The 22,612-nt window shown below is 39.1% G+C and carries 24 protein-coding genes; 14 read left to right on the forward strand and 10 right to left on the reverse strand.

All coding sequences use genetic code 11. The features are described 5' to 3' along the window. Positions 1-99: 99 nt before the first annotated feature. The gene (locus tag ABLC00_RS15970) at positions 100-1,725 is read left to right on the forward strand and encodes a phospholipase D family protein (RefSeq protein ID WP_348941256.1); all 1,626 of its coding nucleotides are present in this window, start codon (positions 100-102) and stop codon (positions 1,723-1,725) included. Here the strand turns inward: ABLC00_RS15970 and ABLC00_RS15975 are convergent, their stop codons facing one another. Continuing rightward, positions 1,726-2,535 carry a 1-acyl-sn-glycerol-3-phosphate acyltransferase gene (locus ABLC00_RS15975; RefSeq protein ID WP_002048714.1) on the reverse strand — a complete coding sequence of 270 codons (810 nt, stop codon included), beginning with the start codon at positions 2,533-2,535 and terminating at the stop codon, positions 1,726-1,728. 203 nt (positions 2,536-2,738) lie between these two features. On the opposite strand from ABLC00_RS15975, the gene hflX reads away from it, so the two are divergent. From hflX to ABLC00_RS15995, 4 genes are all read left to right on the forward strand, one after another. Continuing rightward, entirely contained in the window at positions 2,739-4,073 is a 1,335-nt protein-coding gene (gene hflX, locus ABLC00_RS15980; protein ID WP_002048698.1) for a ribosome rescue GTPase HflX, read from the forward strand. A gap of 42 nt (positions 4,074-4,115) precedes the next feature. Further along, positions 4,116-4,487, forward strand: coding sequence for a hypothetical protein (locus ABLC00_RS15985; RefSeq protein WP_002048719.1), 372 nt, complete (start codon positions 4,116-4,118; stop codon positions 4,485-4,487). Between the two features lie 10 nt (positions 4,488-4,497). Further along, positions 4,498-5,172 carry an LrgB family protein gene (locus tag ABLC00_RS15990; protein ID WP_000480818.1) on the forward strand — a complete coding sequence of 225 codons (675 nt, stop codon included), beginning with the start codon at positions 4,498-4,500 and terminating at the stop codon, positions 5,170-5,172. Between the two features lie 82 nt (positions 5,173-5,254). Then, positions 5,255-5,698 carry a DUF2147 domain-containing protein gene (locus tag ABLC00_RS15995; protein WP_002048729.1) on the forward strand — a complete coding sequence of 148 codons (444 nt, stop codon included), beginning with the start codon at positions 5,255-5,257 and terminating at the stop codon, positions 5,696-5,698. Positions 5,699-5,736: 38 nt separating this feature from the next. Here ABLC00_RS15995 and ABLC00_RS16000 read toward each other — a convergent pair whose 3' ends face one another. From ABLC00_RS16000 to pdxA, 3 genes are read right to left on the reverse strand one after another with little or no spacing between them, the layout of a single operon-like run. Beyond that, on the reverse strand, positions 5,737-6,576 hold the full coding sequence (locus ABLC00_RS16000; protein WP_004882899.1) for a symmetrical bis(5'-nucleosyl)-tetraphosphatase: 840 nt from the start codon (positions 6,574-6,576) through the stop codon (positions 5,737-5,739). Beyond that, positions 6,577-7,389 carry a 16S rRNA (adenine(1518)-N(6)/adenine(1519)-N(6))-dimethyltransferase RsmA gene (gene rsmA, locus ABLC00_RS16005; RefSeq protein WP_004882897.1) on the reverse strand — a complete coding sequence of 271 codons (813 nt, stop codon included), beginning with the start codon at positions 7,387-7,389 and terminating at the stop codon, positions 6,577-6,579. 23 nt (positions 7,390-7,412) lie between these two features. Continuing rightward, on the reverse strand, positions 7,413-8,396 hold the full coding sequence (gene pdxA, locus ABLC00_RS16010) for a 4-hydroxythreonine-4-phosphate dehydrogenase PdxA (RefSeq protein WP_004711896.1): 984 nt from the start codon (positions 8,394-8,396) through the stop codon (positions 7,413-7,415). A 173-nt stretch (positions 8,397-8,569) separates the two neighbouring features. Here pdxA and rplM point away from each other — a divergent pair, with 173 nt between their 5' ends. The 9 genes from rplM (at position 8,570) to ABLC00_RS16055 (ending at position 14,063) form a co-directional block, all read left to right on the forward strand. Then, positions 8,570-8,998: a 50S ribosomal protein L13 gene (rplM, locus tag ABLC00_RS16015; protein WP_002048731.1), complete on the forward strand. Its 429-nt coding sequence runs from the start codon at positions 8,570-8,572 to the stop codon at positions 8,996-8,998. A gap of 12 nt (positions 8,999-9,010) precedes the next feature. Further along, on the forward strand, positions 9,011-9,397 hold the full coding sequence (gene rpsI, locus ABLC00_RS16020; protein ID WP_002048725.1) for a 30S ribosomal protein S9: 387 nt from the start codon (positions 9,011-9,013) through the stop codon (positions 9,395-9,397). Positions 9,398-9,567: 170 nt separating this feature from the next. Continuing rightward, positions 9,568-10,221 (forward strand): glutathione S-transferase N-terminal domain-containing protein, encoded by a 654-nt coding sequence (locus tag ABLC00_RS16025; RefSeq protein ID WP_002048702.1) that lies wholly within the window; start codon positions 9,568-9,570, stop codon positions 10,219-10,221. A 6-nt stretch (positions 10,222-10,227) separates the two neighbouring features. Continuing rightward, complete coding sequence (locus ABLC00_RS16030) at positions 10,228-10,656, forward strand: ClpXP protease specificity-enhancing factor (RefSeq protein ID WP_004882895.1); 429 nt, start codon at positions 10,228-10,230, stop codon at positions 10,654-10,656. Positions 10,657-10,673: 17 nt separating this feature from the next. Further along, the gene (locus ABLC00_RS16035; RefSeq protein ID WP_002048692.1) at positions 10,674-11,330 is read left to right on the forward strand and encodes a hypothetical protein; all 657 of its coding nucleotides are present in this window, start codon (positions 10,674-10,676) and stop codon (positions 11,328-11,330) included. Positions 11,331-11,671: 341 nt separating this feature from the next. Next, entirely contained in the window at positions 11,672-12,031 is a 360-nt protein-coding gene (locus tag ABLC00_RS16040) for a hypothetical protein (protein WP_001096608.1), read from the forward strand. Positions 12,032-12,116: 85 nt separating this feature from the next. Next, positions 12,117-13,082, forward strand: coding sequence for a hypothetical protein (locus tag ABLC00_RS16045; protein ID WP_004882894.1), 966 nt, complete (start codon positions 12,117-12,119; stop codon positions 13,080-13,082). 8 nt (positions 13,083-13,090) lie between these two features. Further along, positions 13,091-13,651 (forward strand): ATP/GTP-binding protein, encoded by a 561-nt coding sequence (locus ABLC00_RS16050; RefSeq protein WP_000586671.1) that lies wholly within the window; start codon positions 13,091-13,093, stop codon positions 13,649-13,651. Beyond that, complete coding sequence (locus ABLC00_RS16055; RefSeq protein WP_000949092.1) at positions 13,644-14,063, forward strand: roadblock/LC7 domain-containing protein; 420 nt, start codon at positions 13,644-13,646, stop codon at positions 14,061-14,063. Before ABLC00_RS16050 ends, ABLC00_RS16055 begins: the two co-directional genes overlap by 8 nt. A 51-nt stretch (positions 14,064-14,114) precedes the next feature. Here the strand turns inward: ABLC00_RS16055 and ABLC00_RS16060 are convergent, their stop codons facing one another. Genes ABLC00_RS16060 through ABLC00_RS16085 form a run of 6 tightly spaced genes read right to left on the reverse strand, consistent with a single transcriptional unit; the run spans position 14,115 to position 22,488 of the window. Continuing rightward, positions 14,115-16,055 carry an acetyl/propionyl/methylcrotonyl-CoA carboxylase subunit alpha gene (locus ABLC00_RS16060; RefSeq protein ID WP_004882884.1) on the reverse strand — a complete coding sequence of 647 codons (1,941 nt, stop codon included), beginning with the start codon at positions 16,053-16,055 and terminating at the stop codon, positions 14,115-14,117. Between the two features lie 18 nt (positions 16,056-16,073). Then, positions 16,074-16,910, reverse strand: a complete 837-nt coding sequence (locus ABLC00_RS16065; protein WP_006582628.1) for an enoyl-CoA hydratase/isomerase family protein — start codon at positions 16,908-16,910, stop codon at positions 16,074-16,076. A 15-nt stretch (positions 16,911-16,925) separates the two neighbouring features. Beyond that, positions 16,926-18,083, reverse strand: a complete 1,158-nt coding sequence (locus ABLC00_RS16070) for an acyl-CoA dehydrogenase family protein (RefSeq protein ID WP_004882880.1) — start codon at positions 18,081-18,083, stop codon at positions 16,926-16,928. A gap of 42 nt (positions 18,084-18,125) precedes the next feature. Next, entirely contained in the window at positions 18,126-19,739 is a 1,614-nt protein-coding gene (locus ABLC00_RS16075) for an acyl-CoA carboxylase subunit beta (RefSeq protein ID WP_004882879.1), read from the reverse strand. 11 nt (positions 19,740-19,750) lie between these two features. Next, positions 19,751-20,662 carry an SDR family oxidoreductase gene (locus ABLC00_RS16080; protein ID WP_002048713.1) on the reverse strand — a complete coding sequence of 304 codons (912 nt, stop codon included), beginning with the start codon at positions 20,660-20,662 and terminating at the stop codon, positions 19,751-19,753. A 20-nt stretch (positions 20,663-20,682) separates the two neighbouring features. Continuing rightward, positions 20,683-22,488 carry an acyclic terpene utilization AtuA family protein gene (locus ABLC00_RS16085; protein ID WP_006582626.1) on the reverse strand — a complete coding sequence of 602 codons (1,806 nt, stop codon included), beginning with the start codon at positions 22,486-22,488 and terminating at the stop codon, positions 20,683-20,685. Between the last annotated feature and the right edge of the window lie 124 nt (positions 22,489-22,612).

Genomic DNA, 22,612 nt, shown 5'->3' on the forward strand with positions numbered 1-22,612 from the left:
CTCGACTTATCTTATATTGATTGCTAGTAATCAAATTCAATATTTATCTTTCAATATGCACGAATTATACTCTAGCTCACCTTATCGTATGTATTGATTATGGCACAATCCTTTCATTCCAAACAGCTTCAAACTCATCAACAGGCTAAAGGCTTTTTGATCAAAGCTTCTTTAATTGTCTGTTCAAGTTTTGCTGTAACTTTGACAGGTTGTAGCACGCTACCTAAACATCGGGTTGAACCAGTTCAATACGCGCGTGATATCGATACATCTCAAACTTCACTTGCAAAAATTATTACACCTTTACGTGAGCAAAATCCAAATTTAACGGGTTACCACATTTTAAATGATCCGTTAGAAGCTCTCGCAGCTCGTTTAAGGTTGATTGATAAAGCCGAGAAGACTTTAGACTTACAGTACTATATTTGGGATAACGATAAGGTCGGTGCTTTAGCTTTACATGCCATTATTCGTGCTGCCGATCGTGGCGTTAAAGTGCGTTTATTGATTGATGATAATAATGCTAAAAAGATGGAAGGTGTTTTACTGGCCCTTTCTCAGCATAAAAATATTGAAGTTAAATTATTTAACCCATACCGTTTTCGTAAATACCGCGCGATGGATATGCTATTAGACTTAAAGCGTATCAATCATCGTATGCATAATAAGAGTTTTATTGCCGATAATCAGGTTGCGCTTATTGGTGGGCGTAATATGACAAATCAGTATTATAACGTTAGTGATAGTTATCAATTCTCTGATGTCGATGTCATGTTAGTCGGTGCTGCTGTTGATGACATCGTAAATTCTTTTGATGACTACTGGAATCATGAATATGCATACTCAGTCCAGAGTATTGTCAGTGCTCAACAACACCGTTTACGATATGAAAGTTTGAAAGAACAACTAGAAGCTCACTATCAACAAGCCACTGTTCAAAACTTTCTCAATTTAACGTCTAGATCGCATGCTTTTGATAAATGGTTAGACCATAACATTCAGTTTGACTGGGTGAAGGCAGAGGTTGTAAAAGACTCCCCTGATAAAATTAAGTCAAAAGCAAAAAAAGAAGAGCATTTGAATTTCCAATTGATTAATCATTTGGAAAAACCAGAAAGCAATGTTGATTTGATTTCTGCTTATTTTATTCCTGAAAAGCAAGGCGCTAAAATTTTAAGTACCCTCGCCAAAGAAGGGGTAGAAGTTCGTGTTTTAACAAATTCATTTAAAGCCAATGATGTTGCTGTGGTTCATGCATTTTATGGTCGATATCGAAAAGAGCTTTTGAAAAACGGCGTACAACTTTATGAGTTTTTACCAACTCCAGATAAACGTAATTTAAATAAAAATACGGATGAGTTGGCAACCAAAGCAAAAGTAAACATGAAAGGTTTAAGTCGCTCAAGTTTACATACTAAACTCATGGCTTTAGATGAACAGGTTTTTATTGGATCATTTAATTTTGACCCACGTTCAGCCTATTTAAATACTGAAATTGGTGTAATTTTAGATAGCCCATCACTGGCTAAAACAATTCACCATACGATGGATGAAAATTTAAATAAGTATGCTTATAAATTAAAACTAGATCCGAATAATAATATTTATTGGCAACAAGAAACTTCAAAAGGCCCTGTCATTTATAGAAAAGAGCCAGAAATGAAATGGTGGCAAAAGGCAGGCATGAAGTTTCTTTCATGGCTGCCTCTCGAAGGTTTTATGTAATTAACTTTTTGGCTTAAGTACTTTTTGATGTAATTGAGCCAAACCTTCTACCATTTTTTGTTGGACTTCTTGAGTTAAACTTTTTACATCATGTCCTTCTACCGAGATAGGAGGCAATGTTAATAAATGAGCCGTTACTTTCGGCATTTCTAGAACACGCTGAATATGCTCAACAAAAGACATCTCCCCAATAAATGGTGCAACGGTATCTAATTCGCCATGACGATTTACATAGCAGATTAAACATACCTGTACCGGACGCTCTGCTTCAATAGCAGCTCCAAGTAAACGACCATGAACTTTTTTAACAGAATGACCATCTGTAGTAGTCGCTTCTGGGAAGAATAAAACTGGAATATTTTGTTTTAAGAACCCAGCAATTTGCTCTCTAATTCTAATAGAGTCACCAGACCCACGCTTAATAAATAGAGTGCCACCGCCTTTTGCTAAGTTGCCAAGAATAGGCCAATTTTCTATTTCGGCTTTCGCTAAAAAGAATACACGCGCACCTGAACCTAAAACAGCAATATCAAGCCAAGATATATGATTACTTACCCATAAAGCCGGTTCTCTAGGAATTGTGCCATGCACTTGAACATCGAGGTTAAAGACTTTACATAAACGGCGGCAAAAATATTGGACGTATCGTGTGTTAACAGGGTTATTTGGATCTTTATAAAGTCCATGACGATAAACTAAATAAAAACCTTCACTGATTGCCGCTGTCGCTGAAGTAACTTTTTTTCCGTATAAACCTATTTTTGAAAATTTCTTTAATGTTGAATTCACTATACTTTGCGTTTGAGCCATAAAATTTCACTAACGATCAATCATTGTTATACCCATCTCGAGCCATTCTATACGTTTCGGAATAAACTTGCATCGCTATGCGATAGAAGCAAATAAAAAATAAAATGTATGTAGATAATCTAAAGGATAAGAGCAAACCCTTTCCCCTTTTACTCAAGTTTCCACTAGAATAAAGTTTTAGCCTTTTCAGGATTTATAACCACGTGGAATATGTTGATCGGCATCAAGGCGGTGAACGCACAATATTAGTGAGTGTGTCTGTACAATTATTAGATGATCTGGATGCCGAAGAGTTTGCTCTACTTGCACAGTCTGCTGGTGCAGATATTCTTGAACACATTAAAGTGCAACGTAATAAGCCAAATCCTAAGTTTTTTATTGGTTCCGGTAAAGTCGATGAAATTGCAGAACAAGTTCGTGATTTAGAAGCAGGACTGGTTATTTTTGATCATGCTTTAACACCTGCTCAAGAACGAAATTTAGAAAGAATATTAAAATGCCGAGTCATTGACCGTACTGGTTTAATTCTAGATATTTTTGCGCTGCGTGCCCGCACCCATGAGGGTAAATTACAAGTCGAGCTTGCTCAGCTTAAACATTTATCAACTCGCCTGATTCGTGGTTGGTCTGCTGACTTTGAACAACAAAAAGGTGGTATTGGCTTACGTGGTCCCGGTGAAACCCAACTCGAAACAGACCGTCGCCTCATTCGTGTGCGTATTACACAATTAAAAGATAAGTTAGATAAAGTTCATCAAACTCGTATACAAGGGCGGGCGGCAAGACAAAAAGCTTCAATCCCAACCGTATCCTTAGTAGGTTATACCAATGCGGGTAAATCCACATTATTTAATATTTTAGCAAAAAGTGATGTGTATGCAGCGGACCAACTGTTTGCAACTCTTGATCCAACCTTACGTCGTTTAGAATGGGATGGCATTGGTACTGTTGTGCTTGCAGATACTGTAGGTTTTGTGCGAAACCTACAACATGATCTAGTTGAATCTTTTAAAGCAACTTTAGAAGAAACGCTTGAAGCCACCCTACTTTTACATGTCATTGACAGTAGTAGCCATGACATGCTTGATCAGATTGAAGCTGTTGAAGGGGTTTTAAAAGAAATTGGAGCAGATTCACCTGTCCTTCGTGTCTACAACAAAATCGATTTAAGTGGTGAAGAGGCTAAAATTATTTATTCACAGCCTCATGTTCCTGATCGTGTGTATGTTTCAGCACATTCAGGTTTAGGGCTAGATTTACTACGTCAAGCAGTCCAAGAATGTTTAATGGGACAACTTCAACAATTCTCATTAAAACTTAAACCTGCTTATGGCAAATTGCGTACCCAGCTTTATGCTTTAAACGTGATCGAATCTGAACATTATGATGATGAAGGAATTTTACATATTGATATACGAATTGCACCTCATAAGCTTGAGCAGTTAATTCGTCAAGCCAAACTCCCTATCGACGAGATATTAGGTGAACGGGCGAGTCAGTTTAAAAGACCATTGGAAGAGTTTGAAATCAAGCACTAGATCAGTTAAAACTTGATAAGTACACTTTTAGAGATAAAAAATATGGATAAGATCAAAAGTATAGATTGGGCAGCATGGGTAGGAACTTTTCTACTTATTATCGGTTTCCGTGAAGGCTCAGTCGTCGTTATGCGTGCTTTTGGTCATCCAGAATTAGGTAACTTAGTTGGTTTAATTAGTTTACTCATCATCTTACTCATTTGGCGCAAGTTTAAGAAAATCCCCTTAAGACTTGTCGACACCAATAATAAAATTATGAAAGAAAGTGGTTTTGCTTTTTTACCTATTTGTGCAGGTTCATTAATTATGCTGGTACATATGGGTAAAGAAATTCCTTTGTTTCTCTTCGTATTAGTGGTGAGCACCCTTATACCCTTGTGGGTCTATGCAAAAATGGCCAAACATTGGTTATAAGGAGAATAAAATGTTTATGATTTTATATGGATTTTTGATTACGCTAGTTGGCTATCTTTGTGCAAAACCTTTAAACCGTCGTTTCCCTCAAGTGCCTCTTTTAGTTTTTGGTATGTTCATTGTGATTGGTTTATTGTCAATCTTGAAAGTTCCTTATGAAGAATACCGTCTTTACGTAAATGATTTATTTAGCCATTTATTAGGATATGTCACGGTTGCTTTAGCTATACCATTAGCTGCGATGCGTTATGACGACTTACCTCTTAAATCGGTTATTGGCATTTTATGCTTTGCAAGTATTAGTGCTGTTGCTTTACCAATGGGACTTGCTTATTTATTGCATATGTCTGAGCCTACTATTTTGGCTTTTGCTACACGCGCCGTAACTACACCTATTGCTTTAAATATCGCGACTTTATTACATGCTCCAGAAACTTTAGTCACTCTGATCGTGATTTTATCTGGCGTTATTGGTGCAGCATTTTCACCATTTTTACTTAAGCATATTCATGATGAAAGAGCATCAGGTTTAGCTCTAGGCTTAGCTGCCCATGCAATTGGAACTGCTCAAGCTTGGCAGCGTGGCCCTGTTGCGGGTCGTTATGCTGCATTTGGTATGGCCTTAAATGGGGTATTTACTGCAATCTGGCTACCCACCTTCATGTTATCTTTTGGAATACATTGATTAAAAAGTAGTTTAAATAAACATTGAACCCGTTATTAATTAGAAATAAGATGGACTTTCAAATCTAAAAGGATTTTTGATTATGGGGAAATTTTTTGTTGGAGCTTTGCTCCTATTGGGAATGAATACTGCTACTTTTGCAGCCGATATTACCGGTCTTTGGCAAACAATTGACGATAAAACTGGCACACCTAAGGCTCACGTAGAAATACGTAAAGAGGCGAATGGTACGTATGCAGGAAAAGTTGTAAAAATCACACCGCGTCCGGGTTATACACCAAAAGAAATTTGTGATAACTGTCCAGCGCCTTATACCAATAAACATATTGTAGGTTTGGATATTGCGACTGGCTTAAAACAAGTTGATAGTACAACCTATACCGGAGGAAAAATTCTAGATCCAAATACTGGTAAAGTTTACGGATTAAAAGCCAAACTCAGTGCAAATGGTAACCGTCTACATATGCGCGGCTATCTTGGAGTTTCTGCTTTAGGCCGCAATCAAATCTGGATTCGACTAGAATAATTTTCGAAAATAAAAAAGCCGCTTATGCGGCTTTTTTATTACATCACAGGGTTAACTACTGAAAATATTTGCTGATCTTCAAGACGGTAAGCAATTAAGTTCTTTCCCCACACACAACCACCATCAACATTTTGAATATGATCACTAATAGTTCTGCCTTCTAAAGCCGCCCAATGTCCAAAAAATATTTGATGTGTTTGTGCAGCTTTACTTGGAAATTCAAACCAAGGTAAATAACCTTCCGGCATTGGTGCATCTAAAGTATCTTTAAAACTAAATTCCAAAGTACCTTCTGCATTGGTCAAACGCATACGTGTTAAATAATTGGTAATGCAGCGTAGACGGTCATTACCAGTTAAGTCATCTGTCCAAAGATCCGGTTTCGAACCATACATTTCAGCCAAAAAAGCATCTAGCACAGACAGATCATCATCTGATAATACCACTTCAACTTCTTTCGCTACCGCAGCCGTTTTTGATGCACTCCAAATACAAGGTATACCTGCATGCGTTAGCACAGTTTGTTCATTTGGAAATAAACATAATGGTTGTTTACGCAGCCAGTCGATGAGTTCATCACCATCCACAGCATCAATAACGTCCTGCGTACGATCTTTTTCCTTAATTTCTTTAAGACCACGAGCACAAGCAATGAGTGTTAAGTCATGATTACCCAATACTGTAGCGGCAGCCCCTCGATCGGCTAGTTTCTTAATGAAACGCAGTGCACCTACCGAGTTCTCCCCACGTGCAACCAAATCACCAGCAAACCAAATAAAATCCTGATCAGGATCAAAACGTATTTCTTTTAGTAATGCTTTAAGTGCTTCAAAACAACCCTGCACATCTCCAATTACATAGTTATAACGCTTGGTCATTTATGCCACCATTTGATCTGCTAAAGCTACGAACTCAACAAGTGTCAAAGTTTCTGGACGAGCCATTGGATCGACTCCTGCTTTTTCGAAGCCATCTTCAGCTAACATACCTTTAAGACTGTTTCTTAGAGTTTTACGACGTTGAGTAAATACGTGTGCAACCAAACGAGCTAAAGCTTTCTCATCTTTCGCAACAATCGGTTTTTGTTCGTAAGGAACTAAACGGAATACAGCACTGGTCACTTTTGGTGGCGGATTAAATGCGCCGGCAGGTACTTCAAATAAAAACGTAGGCTGGCAATAATATTGAATCATTACCGATAAACGGCCATATTCTTTTGTATTTGGCTCAGCAGTAATACGTTCTACCACTTCTTTTTGCAACATGAAATGCATGTCTTTAACTTGACTACCAAATTCCAAGAGATGAAAAAGTAATGGTGTAGAAATGTTATAAGGCAAATTACCAACAACGCGTAATGGGCGGCCATCTTTTACAAGTTGGCTAAAATCATATTTTAATGCATCAGCTTCTACGATAGTTAAACGTTCTGGATGTGGTACACGTTCTGGTAAGCCTGCTGCTAAGTCACGGTCTAGCTCGACTACAGTTAAAGCCTCACACTCTCCAATTAAAGGAGAGGTTAAAGCAGCCAAACCTGGGCCAATTTCAACAATATTGTCGCCTGGACGCGGATTAACAGAGCGTACAATTTTGGCAATGACTCGCTGATCATGTAAGAAGTTTTGACCAAAACGTTTACGAGCTTTATGCCCTTCATCTTTCGGGTTTAGGGCATTAATTTGATACATAGAACATTTCCAACATGAAAAATTTAACTCGCTGCCAACGATAAAGCTAAATCGACAGCGACATTTAAACTTGAGCTTTTTGCCAAACCTGTCCCAGCTAAAGACAGAGCAGTACCATGATCGACTGAAGTTCGAATAAACGGTAAGCCCAATGTGATATTAATTGCTTCACCAAAACCTTGTGATTTTAGCACAGGTAAACCTTGATCATGGTACATGGCAAGAACAGCATCGGTATTTTTAAGGTGATCAGGAGTGAATAAAGTATCTGCTGGCATACTTAAACTGATTTTAATGCCTTGAGAGCGGTAAGTTTCAAGAACCGGATTAATCGTATCAATCTCTTCATGCCCCAAGTAACCATCTTCACCTGCATGAGGATTTAATCCACACACTAATACTCTTGGATCGTTAATTTTAAACTTGGTTTTTAAATCATGAAGTAAAATGTCTATCACTTGATGTAAGCGTTGTTTGGTAATTGCATCGGCTACCTCTCTTAAAGGCAAATGTGTAGTCGCTAAAGCTACCCGCAAGGTTTTTGTTGCGAGCATCATGACAACACGCTCTACACCAGCGAACTCTTGATAATATTCAGTGTGACCACTAAATAAAATACCTGCATCATTAATGACCGATTTTTGTACTGGCGCAGTAGCTACACCTACACTTTTACCTGACATTGCATAATCAGCTGAGCGACGTAATTGTTCTAATACATAAGCTGCATTAGCTGGGTTTAATTGGCCATCGATGACTTCTGTTTTTAACGCGACGTGCTCTATATAAAGTTCGCCTTGCAAACATGATTCAGCTTGCCCTGTATACTCTAAAAACTTAATGTCCATGCCTAGCTTTTGAGCACGTTGTTGCAATAAATTTCGGTCAGCCAAAACAACAATCGGACGCTCATCAATGCGTTCCGCCAGACTTAAGCAAATATCTGGACCAATACCAGCAGGCTCACCAGAAGTGATATATAAAGGCAGCACAATCACCCCAGACATATAACAAGAATTTGTTTCATTTTAACATATCTGCCATTCATCAGTTTATGTATTAAATTATCTAACTTAAACTGGATTTTTCTTGTGACTTTGAACAAACTCGTTTAGAATGCTCGCTCCTTTTGTTTGGACAGATTCCATAGTCCAAACCAACTATAATAGGTAGTGGTTTAATGAAAACTCTCAGCGCTAAGCCAGCTGAAGTTCAACATGACTGGTATGTTGTTGATGCTTCTGGCAAAACTTTAGGTCGCCTTGCGACTGAAATCGCTCGTCGTTTACGCGGTAAGCATAAAACTTCTTATACTCCTCACGTTGACACTGGCGATTACATCGTTGTGATTAATGCTGAACAAATTCAAGTGACTGGTAACAAATCACTTGATAAGAAATATTATCGCCATACTGGTTTCCCTGGTGGTATCCGTGAGACTAACTTTGAGAAGTTAATTGCTCACAAACCTGAAGCTGTTCTTGAAAAAGCGGTTAAAGGCATGTTACCAAAAGGTCCTCTTGGTTATGCAATGATCAAAAAAATGAAAGTGTACGCTGGTACTGAGCATCCTCATGCTGCTCAACAGCCACAAGTTTTGGACATCTAAGGGATACAGCACATGGCTACTAATTATGGTACAGGTCGCCGTAAGACCGCAACTGCACGTGTTTTCTTGTCAGCTGGTACAGGTAAACTCGTTATTAACAACCGTACTTTAGAGCAATATTTCGGTCGTGAAACTGCTCGTATGGTTGTTCGTCAACCTTTAGAACTTTTAGAAGTTACTGAAAAGTTTGACCTTTACATCACTGTTAAAGGTGGTGGTATCGGTGGTCAAGCTGGCGCGATCCGTCACGGTATTACTCGTGCGCTTATCGCTGCTGACGAAACTTTAAAACCTGTTCTACGTCAAGCTGGTTTCGTTACTCGTGATGCTCGTGAAGTTGAACGTAAGAAACTTGGTTTACGTAAAGCTCGTAAACGTCCTCAATTCTCTAAACGTTAATTCGTTTACCGAATCGGACAAAAAGCCTTGGTTATCCCAAGGCTTTTTTATTGCTTATTCATTTTAAGCATGAGCGAAACAGATAAATATATGAAACTCTATCTATGGCACCGTGATTTCCACTCATATTTTTAGTATTCTAACCGATTCACACAACCATACCTTGTGATATGTCGGTCGAAAACACTTCAATTCAGGGAATTACCCTTTACAGCCATGCTGATGATTTCCGTTCTCACTGGATCCGTTTTTTATTGGCAGAAAAGCAAATTAAATATCAATTGATCGTAACTGATCATGAAGATGAGGATTTAGCGAGTCTAAACCCTTATAACCAATTACCAATGCTACTTGAGCAAAACCTCAAATTATTTTCCGCTCCAATTATTGCTGAATATCTCGATGACCGATATCGTCAGAGCAAGCTTTACGCTGATGCTCCTATGGCACGTGCAGAACAACGGCAATACATTTGGCGCCTTGAAAATGATTGGTTTAAATTGGCCGATCATATGCTCAAACATGCAGATACTTTAAATGTAGAACAAAAGCAAAAAGCGCAAAAAGAATTACGTGATACCTTAATTTCTCTTACTCCCCTATTTCAGCATTTCCCTTATTTTATGTCCGAAAATTTTTCAATTTTGGATTGTATGCTCGCCCCAATTTTTGTGCGGCTTAATAGCATGGGAATTGATTTACCAAAGCAGCAGTGTCGGCCTATATTTTTGTACTGTAAACGTATCTTTAGCCGCCCTTCTTTTGTTAAATCAATGACGCCCCAAGAGAAAACCCGTTACAATGAACAATTAAATATGGAATAGTGTGATATGTCTGAGCAAACTATTGAATTAACCCCTACACGTCCTTATCTTGCTCGCGCAATCTATGAATGGATTTGCGACAATCAACTCACCCCTTATTTACTCGTTGATGCAACACAACCACATACGGATGTACCACAACAATTTGTGAAAGATGGCCAAATTGTTTTAAATATTGTGCCCCATGCTGTACATCAACTGCTTATTAGCAATGATGCCGTAACCTTTTCAGCACGTTTTGGCGGTGTTTCTAAAGATATTTATGTCCCTATCCAAGCTGTTTTGGGTATATATGCACGCGAAAATGGACAAGGTTTATTCTTTGATCCAGAAGAATATGCCAATGTAGCGCCTGTAGAAAATACGCTAGACTCAGAAACACAAGAAACATCTGAACCAACCAAGAAAAAGCCAACATTAAGAATTTTAGATTAATTTTAGAGGAATAAAGTATGGCATTTGATTTAGTCCAATACTTTGCTGAGCAAATAAAAATTCAAAAGCCTCAGCTTTTAAATCAATATCCAGCCAATGAGAAAAATAAGCTGATTGATGAAGTGAATGTGCTCACTCTTGGAAAGTTAATTAGCTTATGGCGTCAAGACGACAATAAAATTTATAATGAAATCAAAACAGCCGATCCATTATATATTCAAGAAATAGCGCGTCATTTAACAACTTCTAAGCACAATCAGTCGATTTTAAAAAATGCCGAACTTGAGCAAAGTATTTCAGAAATTTTGACCTTACAGCTAACTGAGCTTAATCAACTTGATGAAACTGGAGGTTTCGGACAGAACGGTTTAAAAGAGCTCATTTTAGGGCAAGTTGAACATTTATCAGGACAGGCTGAGGATTGGGTTTGGTCAACAAACCACCTAACAGAGCTGATTGGTTCTAAACCTGTTGAACAAGAAGAGCTATCATTGGATGCAACAATGAAGGAGTTCAACCAAATGGTTCACCAAGCCCAACCGCATCATGAAGAATTACACATCGAAGAGCAACCTATCGAAACTTTTATTCCGGCATGGTCAAAAGTTATCGCACCTCTTGTTGCTTTAGCTATTTTAGGTTACCTATATTGTATTTATACACATCTTATTTAATTTTATTATAATTATTTAAAAGAGGAACTTATAGTTCCTCTTTTTCTATTTAAATAGACATAATTTATCAATAAATATTCTTTTAACATTCTATTACAATTATTAAAATTAATAATAGAAATTATATAATGCAAACATGAGCACAGTATTAAATATTTAATGTAAAAACAATCTTATAATATTTTTTATAAGATGACATTTTTGGTCACTTATTTACTAAAACAACAATTTTGAAATTTATTTGATTTATTGACTTCAACTTAAGTAAAAATATAATGATTTTTAACTACTTTTAAGGAAAAAGTAGTAATTATAACTTTATAATCCTGAGAGATAAAAAAATGGCTAAACTTTCTTTAGATAGCTTAACTGAAATTGATGGTTTTATTGCATCTGCACTTGTTGATTCAGAAAGTGGTTTATCACTTGCTACACAAGGCGGTGGGGATATTGATTTAGAGCTGGCAGCTGCTGGAAACACAGAAGTCATTCGCGCAAAACGAAATGTAGCTAACGCATTAAAATTAAATGACAATATTGAAGATATTTTAATTACATTAGGGAAGGCTTATCACTTAATTCGTCCTTTAGAAAGTAATAATAATTTATTCCTTTATTTAGTACTTGATCGCGCCAAGTCGAATTTAGCCATGGCTCGTCATGAGTTAAAGTCCTTTGAAAAAGAGCTCGATTTTAGTTAATTAATTTAAGCTGTGCTCTTTATACTTAATATAAAGAGCACATATAACATTACAATATTACTTAATAAAAATTTAAAATGATACTATGGATAGCCATTGCATAAATATTGCAGTTTCTGGTTTAAGCTTAAAAGTTTCAGACGAATTAAAAATCTTAATCCGTGATTTGATATCTAATCAATATGGAATTAACTGGGTTAACATTTCTAGTAATCAGATTGATTTATTAATTATTAATGAAAACTTTTTTGATGCAGACAATATTCAAAATATTCTTAATAAGAAAAAATTTCCTTATTTAAAAATTACAAAAACACCTTTAGAAAATGGAGGCACTCTACACGAACATACCTTACACTACCCTTTAGAAAAAACAGAACATCTCCGTTCATGGTTACAAGTAAATGTATTATCTCTTTTAAAACATACTGATGTTCGTTCCAACTCAACTTTATTAAATGAAATATCTATCATAGATGAGCAATTTATAAAAAATTTGCATAGCTCTGAAAATATTAAATTACATTTATTTGATGACAAGGGTACCTTGGCAATTATTGATAATAGAACTCAAATTGCTTGGTTAGAACCTTCTCGTCAAAAAACACAGACCAATATGAGTTTTAACTTTACCTTTGCAAAAACATCAGACTTTACTAAGGTTTCTCGTAAAAAGGATTATTACTTACAGGATTGGTTGTGGAATTTAATTTGGTGTTCAAAAGAATTTGAGAATTTAGCGTCAGCTGATGGTTACTTTAAAATTAATCATTGGCCACAACCCTATCAAAAAGAATATAGAAAAGTAAGCCTACAGCTCTCTGCCTGTTTTATTCAGGGAGCAAAAGTCACTGAAGTAGCTAAACAACTCAACCAACCTATCGATGTTGTTCTACATTTTATTACAGCATGTTTAATGGCAAATAATGGGCAATATGTTTCCGCGAATAAGTGTTTTTACACGCCACAGACTCATTCAGAAAACTCAAATACAGAAAGTCATTTTTTAAAAAAGTTTATAGGGAAAATTCGACGCCGTTTTGGCTTTTAAGGAACACTATGATTATTCAACAATATAAAATTGTCTTCGCAGGCAGTATGGGGGCTGGTAAAACAGAAGCGATCAAATCGCTATCTGAAATTCCAATTTTAGAAACAGAAGCATTTAATACTGATGTACAAAGTCATCAAAAATCACAAACAACTGTAGGGATTGATTACGGCGAAATTACTTTAGATGATGGTATTAAAATTGGGCTATATGGAACCCCTGGACAAAGCCGTTTTGATTTTATCTGGTCAGTTATTTGTAAAGGTGCGATTGGTATTATTCTTCTGTTAGATCACAATAGCTCTACTCCAATTGCTGAACTAGAAAGTTACTTGGAAACCTTTAAAAATTATAATGATAATATTGCGATTGGTATTACGCATATTGATGAAAATAAAGAATCTTCACTCCAACAGTATCGCAACTGGTTAGCAGAAAACGAACTTCAATATCCATTATTTTTTATTGATGCAAGAGAACAAGAGCAAATTTTAATGATGGTTGAATCATTAATTGCATCACTTGAAGTTAAGGTAGGCGCAACATCTCAAGGGAAAGATCATGCTTAGTATTCCAGTTCAAAAACGAACCGCTCCAACACAATTGCTACAACTTGCAAAAAGTGAAGCCCAAAAAATTCTTATGAATACACGTGGTGTAGACTTTGTCATGATTTGTTCTTCAGATGGGTTTGAATTGGCAACAGTGAGCCACAAGAACTACCCTAATACCACCAAATTAGCAGCGGTGAGTAGCTCAATTTTGGCCATGGTCAGTGCATTTTTAAAAGAGATTCAACTGACTGGCTGTAATAACATCACATTAGATGCAGATAATGGCAAAGCCATTTTAACAGCTATTCCTGCTCTCCATCATCCGATGGTTATGGTTACCCTAAGTAATAGAGATGTGCTTTTAGGGCAGCTGCTTTATAGCCTAAAAAAAGCAAGCCAAGTGATTGCAGAGGCAGATGGAGAATAACTCTTAAACTGCTATAAAAAAATACCGCCCAATAAGAGCGGTATTTTTCAATTAAGTTTGAATAGTAAATAGCATTTGCCGTTTTTTGACTTGTTGACCCTGTTGCCCTAACACATCTTCAACTACACCATCTACATCAGCTTTAATCTGCTGCTGGATTTTCATAGCTTCAAGCACTAGTAAGGTTTGACCTCTCACCACTTGATCGCCTTTATTCACCAGAATATTAACCACAGCACCATCCATTGGTGCACGAATTTTGCCATCTCCCGCTACATCGGTAGCTTCTGGCGCAGCATAGGTCACATTGCGTATCACAATATTACCATTATCTCGGTCTAGATAAAGTTGATCACTATCTAATACATACTGCACACGGCGACGAATACCATCAATTAAATAAACTAGGTACTCTGACGTTCTCTCAAGCACATCAATACAAACTGATTGATCACAGAACTGAGCCGTAAATGTGTTATTTACAGATGAAACCTGCAATTGAATTTGCTGATCGGTAATTTGTAATTTTAACGGTAATGGCACACCAAGCCCAGTTTGCCACACCGCAGTACCTTTATTTTGGCTAAATAATGCCGCAGCAATCGCTAAAGTTTCTAAAGATAAAACTTGATGGTGTAAGCTCGGATCATTTTGGAAGTGCTGTTGGATGAATGCAGTATTGGTATCCCCTCCAACAACAACTGGATGGCGCAGTAAATTGACCAAGAACTGTTTATTACTATTCACTCCAAGTAAAACACTATCATCGACTGCACGAGCCAGTAAGCGAATCGCATCCTCACGGGTTTTACCGTATGCAATCACCTTTGCTACCATCGGATCGTAAAATGGGCTGACTTCATCAGTTGCCAACATGCCATGATCGATTCGCACATTTGGTAAAGTTGCAGGCTTCCAGCGTAAAACCTTGCCTGTTTGGGGTAAGAAATCCTGACGTGGGTCTTCTGCATACAAGCGCACTTCGATCGCATGTCCATTGAAGTTCAATTCCTGTTGCTTTAAAGGTAAATGCTCACCATTCGCCACACGTAACTGCCATTCAACCAAGTCCAATCCTGTAATAAGCTCAGTGACCGGATGTTCTACCTGCAAACGGGTATTCATCTCCAAAAAGTAAAATGCACCCGATGCATCTAGCAAAAACTCAACTGTCCCAGCACCGACATAGGCACATGCTCTTGCCGCTGCTACAGCTGCCTCACCCATTTGCTGACGTAGTTCAGGCGTCATGACAGGACACGGCGCCTCTTCAACTACTTTTTGATGGCGACGTTGGATCGAACAATCACGCTCAAACAAATACACATAATTGCCGTGAGTATCACCAAAAACCTGAATTTCGACATGACGCGGAGCAATAACTGCTTTTTCTAAAATAAGCTCCCCCGAACCAAAAGCATTTTCAGCTTCTGAACGTGCAGTTTGCAACGCCTCAACCAATTCAGATGCTTGTTGTACCAAACGCATGCCACGACCGCCGCCACCCGCAGAAGCTTTGACCATAATTGGAAAGCCAATCTGCTCAGCTTGAGTTGCTAAATATTCGAGATCTTGTCGATCACCTTCATAACCTGGTACACAAGGGACGCCCGCCTCAATCATGGCGATTTTTGAAAGGCGTTTACTGCCCATTAACTCAATTGCAGAAGCAGTAGGCCCTATAAATGTAATCTGATTTTCGATACATGCCTGAGCAAAATCAGTATTTTCTGACAAAAAACCATAGCCAGGGTGAACCGCATCTGCCCCAGTTTTTTTACATGCATCTATTATTTTGGTAATAGAAAGATAAGACTCAGATACTTTTGAAGCACCAATATAAACAGCTTCGTCTGCTTCTTGCACATGACGGGCATTACGGTCTGCATCGGAATAAACTGCGACAGTTTGGTAACCCATTGCCTTGGCTGTTTGCATAACTCGAACTGCAATTTCACCACGATTGGCAACCAGTATTTTTGAAAATTTCATTATTTTTATCCTTATCTTTTATGACTCATCGGCCCAATTTGGTAACCTTTTTTGGATAAAAGCCATCGTTCCTTCTTGTCCTTCAACTCCACCAACCGCTTGGGCAAACTGCTGAGCTGCATCATTGAGCAATTCATTTAAAGGCTCATTGAGTGTTCGATGTAACAATGCTTTAGTCACACGCGAAGCTTGAGGAGCTGCTCGTTTAATGTGTTGAATGGTTTCCTCTAAAGCTTGTTCAAGTTCAATTTCATTATGTGCAATTTGATGAACCACACCGACACTCAGTGCCGTATGCCCTTCAAAACGCATGCCGAGTAAAGCAAGTCGGCGTGCCTGAGTCAGGCCAATACGTTTCACCACAAAAGGAGCAATTTGTGCAGGAATCACACCAAGCCCAGTTTCAGGTAAACCAAACTGCGCATTGTCACGGCTAATGGCAACATCAGAAACAGATGCCAGCCCAAAACCTCCACCTAACACCGCACCTTCTAAAATGACCACAACAGTCTGTGGTGCAGCTTCAACTTGCTCAAGCATGGCACCAAAACGGCGGTTAAAGTCTGCATAAGGTTGTAAACTGCCAATGTTAGTTGCTTCAACGCGTAAAGCAGCCATGTCTTTAATGTCACCACCTGCGCAAAAAGTTCCACCTTCACCACGAATGATGACTGCACGAATTGAAAGGTCATTGCGAATGGCATTAAAGACTTGTTGAATTGCATTGACCATATTCAAGTTCATAGCATTACGACTCTCCGGTCGGTTTAACCAGAGATATAAAATACTGCCGTCTTGTTCTAATTGAATGCTGTCATCAAGATCTATAGCTTGTAGAGATGCTGAAAGTGTCATGGCTTCCCCCTTATTCTATTTCTGTTTTTTTGGCAAGATATCCATCAACTTACAGATAATCCCCAGCATAATCTCATCTGCACCACCGCCAATAGAGCCTAAACGACCATCACGATACAACTGTGATGCAGGGTTATCCCACATAAAGCCGTTACCACCCCAGTATTGCAGACAGCTATCAGCAACTTCACGAGTTAAACGTCCAGCTTTGAGTTTTGCCATAGATGCCAGCTTGGTCACATCTTCACCTGCAATATGCTGTTCACACGCTTGGTAGGTTAATGCTTTAAGTGCTTCTATTTCAGTCATGAGTTCAGCAAAGCGGAAGTGAATATATTGGTTATTAATAAGTGGCTGACCAAACGTCGTACGCTCTTTGGTATAGGCGATAGTCTTTTGGATTAAATTTTCCAAACCACCAATAGCATTAGCACAGGCCCATAAACGCTCTTCCTGAAATTGCATCATTTGCATCATGAAACCCATACCTTCAACACCAACCAAGTTGCGCTGAGGTACACGTACATTGTCCAAATAAACTTGTGCTGTGGTGGTTGAACGCATACCTAATTTATTTAACGGCTCTGAAAAACTAATCCCTTTAGTTTTTGCCGGTACAATAATCATCGACTTGTTGACGTGTGGTTTATCGTCAGATGTATTGGCTAAAAGGCAGAAGAAATCCGCCTGCAGTGAGTTGGTAATCCACATTTTGCTGCCGTTAATGACATAGTCATCGCCATCTTTTTTAGCAGTCGTTTTAATAGCAGCAACATCCGAACCAGCATGCACTTCCGATACTGCAATGGATGCGACATACTCCCCAGCAATGGCTGGAGTTAAAAACTCATCACGTAATTCTTTACTACCAAAACGCGCCAAAGCAGGTGTTGCCATATCGGTTTGTACACCAATGGCTAAAGGCACACCGCCACAAGCTGCTCGTCCAATTTCTTCAGCAACAACCAAGTTATAAGAGTAATCTAAAGCCAGACCACCATTTTCCTCAGGCTTACAAATCCCCAATAGGCCAAGATCACCCATCTTTTTAAATACATCGTGGATCGGGAAACGTCCTGCTTCTTCCCATTCTGGAATATGTGGATTCAGCTCATTTTGAACAAATTGACGCGCTGTACGACGTAATGCTTCATGTTCGGCAGTAAATTTCATGGTGTTCTTCCTATTAATTTTTTTAATTACGGTAAAGGTTGATTAAAAACGGGACACACCAAAACGGGTCGGATTCAACTCACGTTGCTGTGCTTCATAAATGGTTTGTAAAAGGAAAATAAGTAATTTTCGGGTATCTCTCGGGTCAATAATGCCATCGTCATGAAGCATAGCTGTATTGAAAAGCGCGGTAGATTGCTGCTCTAATTTCATGGCCGTACTTTGCTCAAGAAAATCGAGCATTTGCTGATTTGGTTCCTGACCAGAAGCCTTTTGCTTTCCTTCTGCCACAATACGTAATACTTTTCCGGCCTGTGCAGAACCCATTACAGCAACATGCGAATTTGGCCAAGCAAAAATAAAATCTGGCGATAAACTCCGACCACACATTGCGTAGTTACCAGCACCATATGACCCTGCCACAACGATTGAAATTTTAGGTACAGTACAATTAGCAACAGCTTGAATCAGTTTTGAGCCATGCTTAATAATGCCATTTTGCTCGGCATCGGTTCCCACCATAAAGCCAGTAGTGTTATGTAAGAACAATAACGGGCGGTTAGTCTGTTCACATAAGTGAATAAACTGAGCTGCTTTTGCTGCCCCTTGAGGGGTAATCGGACCATTATTGGTAATAATACCGATATGCAAGCCTCCAATTTTTGCCCAGCCACACACCGTTAAATCGTCATATTCCTGCTTAAATTCTAGAAAAACTGAGTCGTCAATAATGCGGGCAACCACTTCTTTCATATCAAATGGTTGTTTAGGATCACTTGGGATAACACCCAATAGTTCCTCGGTATCGTAACGAGGCTCTTTATAAGTCACATCAACTGGTTTGATTTGCTCTTTCCAGTTCAGGTGTTCAAAAATTTCACGTGCCATCCGAATACCGTCAGCATCATTTCCTGCTAAGTATTCTGCTGTTCCAGCAACCTGCGCATGCATTTCTGCCCCGCCCAACTCTTCAGCTGTTGCCACTTCGCCAGTGGCAGCCAAGAGTAAAGGGGGACCTGCAAGAAGCATCTCGGTTTGTTTGCGTACTACAATGACATAATCTGAAAGACCTGGTTGATAAGCACCACCTGCCGTTGCATTACCATGCACCACTGCAAGTTGGGGAATACCTGCCGCAGACAAACGTGCCTGATTGGCAAAGGTCATACCACCATAGGTAAATACTTCAGCAGCATAATTTAAGTTAGCGCCCCCACTTTCGGTCAGCGTAATCAGCGGGAGTTTTTGTTCTAAGGCAATTTTTTGCAAACGCAAAGTTTTGTGTACGCCCATAGGAGACATAGTCCCGCCCTTAATTGCACTATTACTTGCAGAGACTAGACAACGCACACCACTGACAAAACCAATGCCGGCAATTACACCACCACCAGCTTCGGAGCCATCTTTGTCATCATGCATGTTGTAGCCAACCAAGCCACAAAGCTCGACAAAAGGCGAATCGGCATCGAGCAATAACCGTACACGCTCATGCGGCAGAATCTTGCCCTTTTTATCGAATTTCGGTTTAGCAGCATACGATTTATCAATGCTTTTTTGCTGAATTGCACGGACTTCACTCAGCTGAGCAAGTAGTGCCTCTTTATTTTTTTGATACTGTTCACTACCAACAGCAATTTCGGATTGGAGAATGGTCATTTTTTTATTCCTCACTCCAAACCTAAACTATTGTTTTGTTCGGCTTTCTCAGTCTTATCTTTTTTAAAAATTTCAGGAATAAACGCGCGATGGAAACCATTATAAGACTGACTATTTGTCGCTTCGGCTAGTGGATACATGCGTGTCCCTTGCGATGCAGCGCCATCAATACGCAAAGTTACACCTGACACAAAAGCCGCAGCATCTGACAGTAAATAACAAATCGCCGATGAAACTTCTGATTCAGTTCCCATACGTTTTAGCGGTACATTGCCAGCAAGGCTTGGAATAATCACTTTGGCAAAATCACCGCTATAATTATCCATACCGGATGACACAATCCACCCCGGTGCAACCGCATTTACACGAACGCCAGATTTCCCCCACTCAACCGATGCTGTTTTAGTTAAGTTATCAACCCCCGAACGCGCAGCACCAGAATGTCCCATTCCCGGCATGCCGCCCCACATATCAGCAGTCATATTGACAATACTGCCACCATGTTTAGCCATCCATTGGTTATAAGCTTCACGCATTAAATAGAACGTTGCGTGTAAATTATTACGCACGACTGCATCGAAACCATTCGCCGAAATATTCTCTAACGCTGAAGGGAACTGGCCGCCTGCATTATTTACCAAGCCATCTAGTTTGCCGAATTTCTCTATTACTTCGGCAATCATATTTTTCACTTGTTCTTCTTCACGGTTATCACAAACAATAAAATGAACCCGACCACCATCTTCTATAATTTCTTGGCTTACTTTCTCTAATTTTTCAATTTTGCGTCCTGTAATCACTACTTGAGCGCCAAGGGCTGCAAGCTCATGTGCCGTACAACGGCCAATTCCTGAGCCACCACCTGTCACAATAATGACTTTATTAGCGAAAGCATCTGGTCTAAAAATTGATTGATAACTCATCTTTATTTCATCCATTCATTTTATTTTTCTAAAAGATGTGCCGGAACTTTAACTGGCATATCCAATAACTGTTGGGCAAAGGCTTTGCCTTGCGGGTCAATACGCAAGCTGGCAACACCACCACCACCTAAAGCATTCTCCAACATAAAATTCAGTGCATTTAAACCCGGTAACTCATAACGAATTACTCGCCCTTTCTCAGCATTCAAGACATGTTGCATATAGCTTGCAACAGACTGTTCAGTTAGTGCTGCACGAATCCATGGTAAATAGTCTGCTTTACGTGCAATCACGCCAATATTGCTATGATTGCCTTTATCACCACTGCGGGCATGCGCAATTTCAATCAAAGGAACTTCAATTTCATCTCCTTGATAAATTGCATTTTCACCTGCCTTTAAAGTAGGCAATTGCTCTGTAAAAACTTCTTGTGGAATCTCAACTGGGTAGCGTTTTCCTTCAAAATCGATTTCGACACTTACCTGATTTTTATCTATTAAAAATGAAAATAACTTAATCACTGGAGATGCTTTTGGTCGGCCTCCAACAATTCCTGCCAAGGCTGGAGCCATACCTGTAGAGGCTTGAGCAATTTCAGATGCAAAGAACATACATGCTTCTTTAAACATGTGTTTTACAGCTATTTTGACCACTACTTCACGACTATTTAATGTTTGGGCATGTTCGCCATAAGTACTTTCAATACCTAAAATTTCAACAGACTTTTCACTAAATGGCGGCACTGAGCGCATTGCTAAAACACGTTCGCATTTAGATAAAATCGCATCAGCAATAACTTGTGCTTTTTGTGGTGCCTCACGACCTGCAATTAAGAAACTCACTAAAACCCGATAACCATCAGGATAGGTCGCGCTGACTTTATATTGCGTAGTCGGAGCTTGTCCTTTTGCACCCGTTACACGAACCCGATGCTCCCCAGCTTGCTCTAAATGCACGTGGCTGAAATCAGCAATTACATCTGGTAGTAAATACGCTTGAGGATTACCAATTTCATAAACAATTTGCTCTGCAACTGTAGCAGTAGAAACCAGACCACCTGTACCTTGAGGCTTAGTTACAATAAATGAGCCATCCTCACTCACTTCAACCACTGGAAAACCCATGTTGTCGAAGCCCTGCACCAATTGCCAATCGGTAAAATTACCACCCGTACATTGAGCACCACATTCAATGACATGACCTGCTAACGAACCTTGCGCCAATTTGTCATAATCATCGAGCGACCATTGATATTCATGAAGCAAAGGTGCAAGCACCACAGCAGAGTCAACCACCCGACCCGTAATCACAATATCGGCACCTAAGTCTAAGGCGTCACGAATAGCAACCGCGCCTAAATAAGCATTACTGCTCGCTACCTGTTCAGGCAAAGCTTCTCCGCTAAACATTTCTTGAATATTCTGTGATTTTAACTGCTCATGTTTTGGCAAAAGATCATCACCTAACACCACAGCCACTTTCAGATCTAGACCATACTCTTTAATAATTTTTTGTAAGGCATCCCGACAAGCTAATGGATTAACACCACCGGCATTACTAATCACTTTAATCTTTTTTTCAGCAATTTTTTTCAGCAAAGGTGCCATGACTCGGCTGACAAAGTCTAAAGCGTAACCATGTTTCGGTTCTACCATCTTCGCTTTTGCCATAATCGACATGGTAATCTCAGACAAATAATCAAAAACCAAATAATTAATATCGGTTAGATGTACCAGTTGGAAAGCGGCAGTATTGGTGTCTCCCCAAAAACCTGAGGCACAACCTATTTTTACGACACGCTCATCACCCTGTTGATTACTTGCCATCTTATTTCTCATTATTTTGTCTAAAAATCAGCCTCAACATTACCAAGCAAGCGCTTGGTTTGTAAAGCGCAAAATGTTATTGTGATGTTGACCAAATCTTCCAAATTCAGAAAACAATCTGAAA

Origin of the sequence: Acinetobacter nosocomialis (assembly GCF_041021905.1) — a bacterium.
Classification (GTDB): Bacteria; Pseudomonadota; Gammaproteobacteria; order Pseudomonadales; family Moraxellaceae; genus Acinetobacter; species Acinetobacter nosocomialis.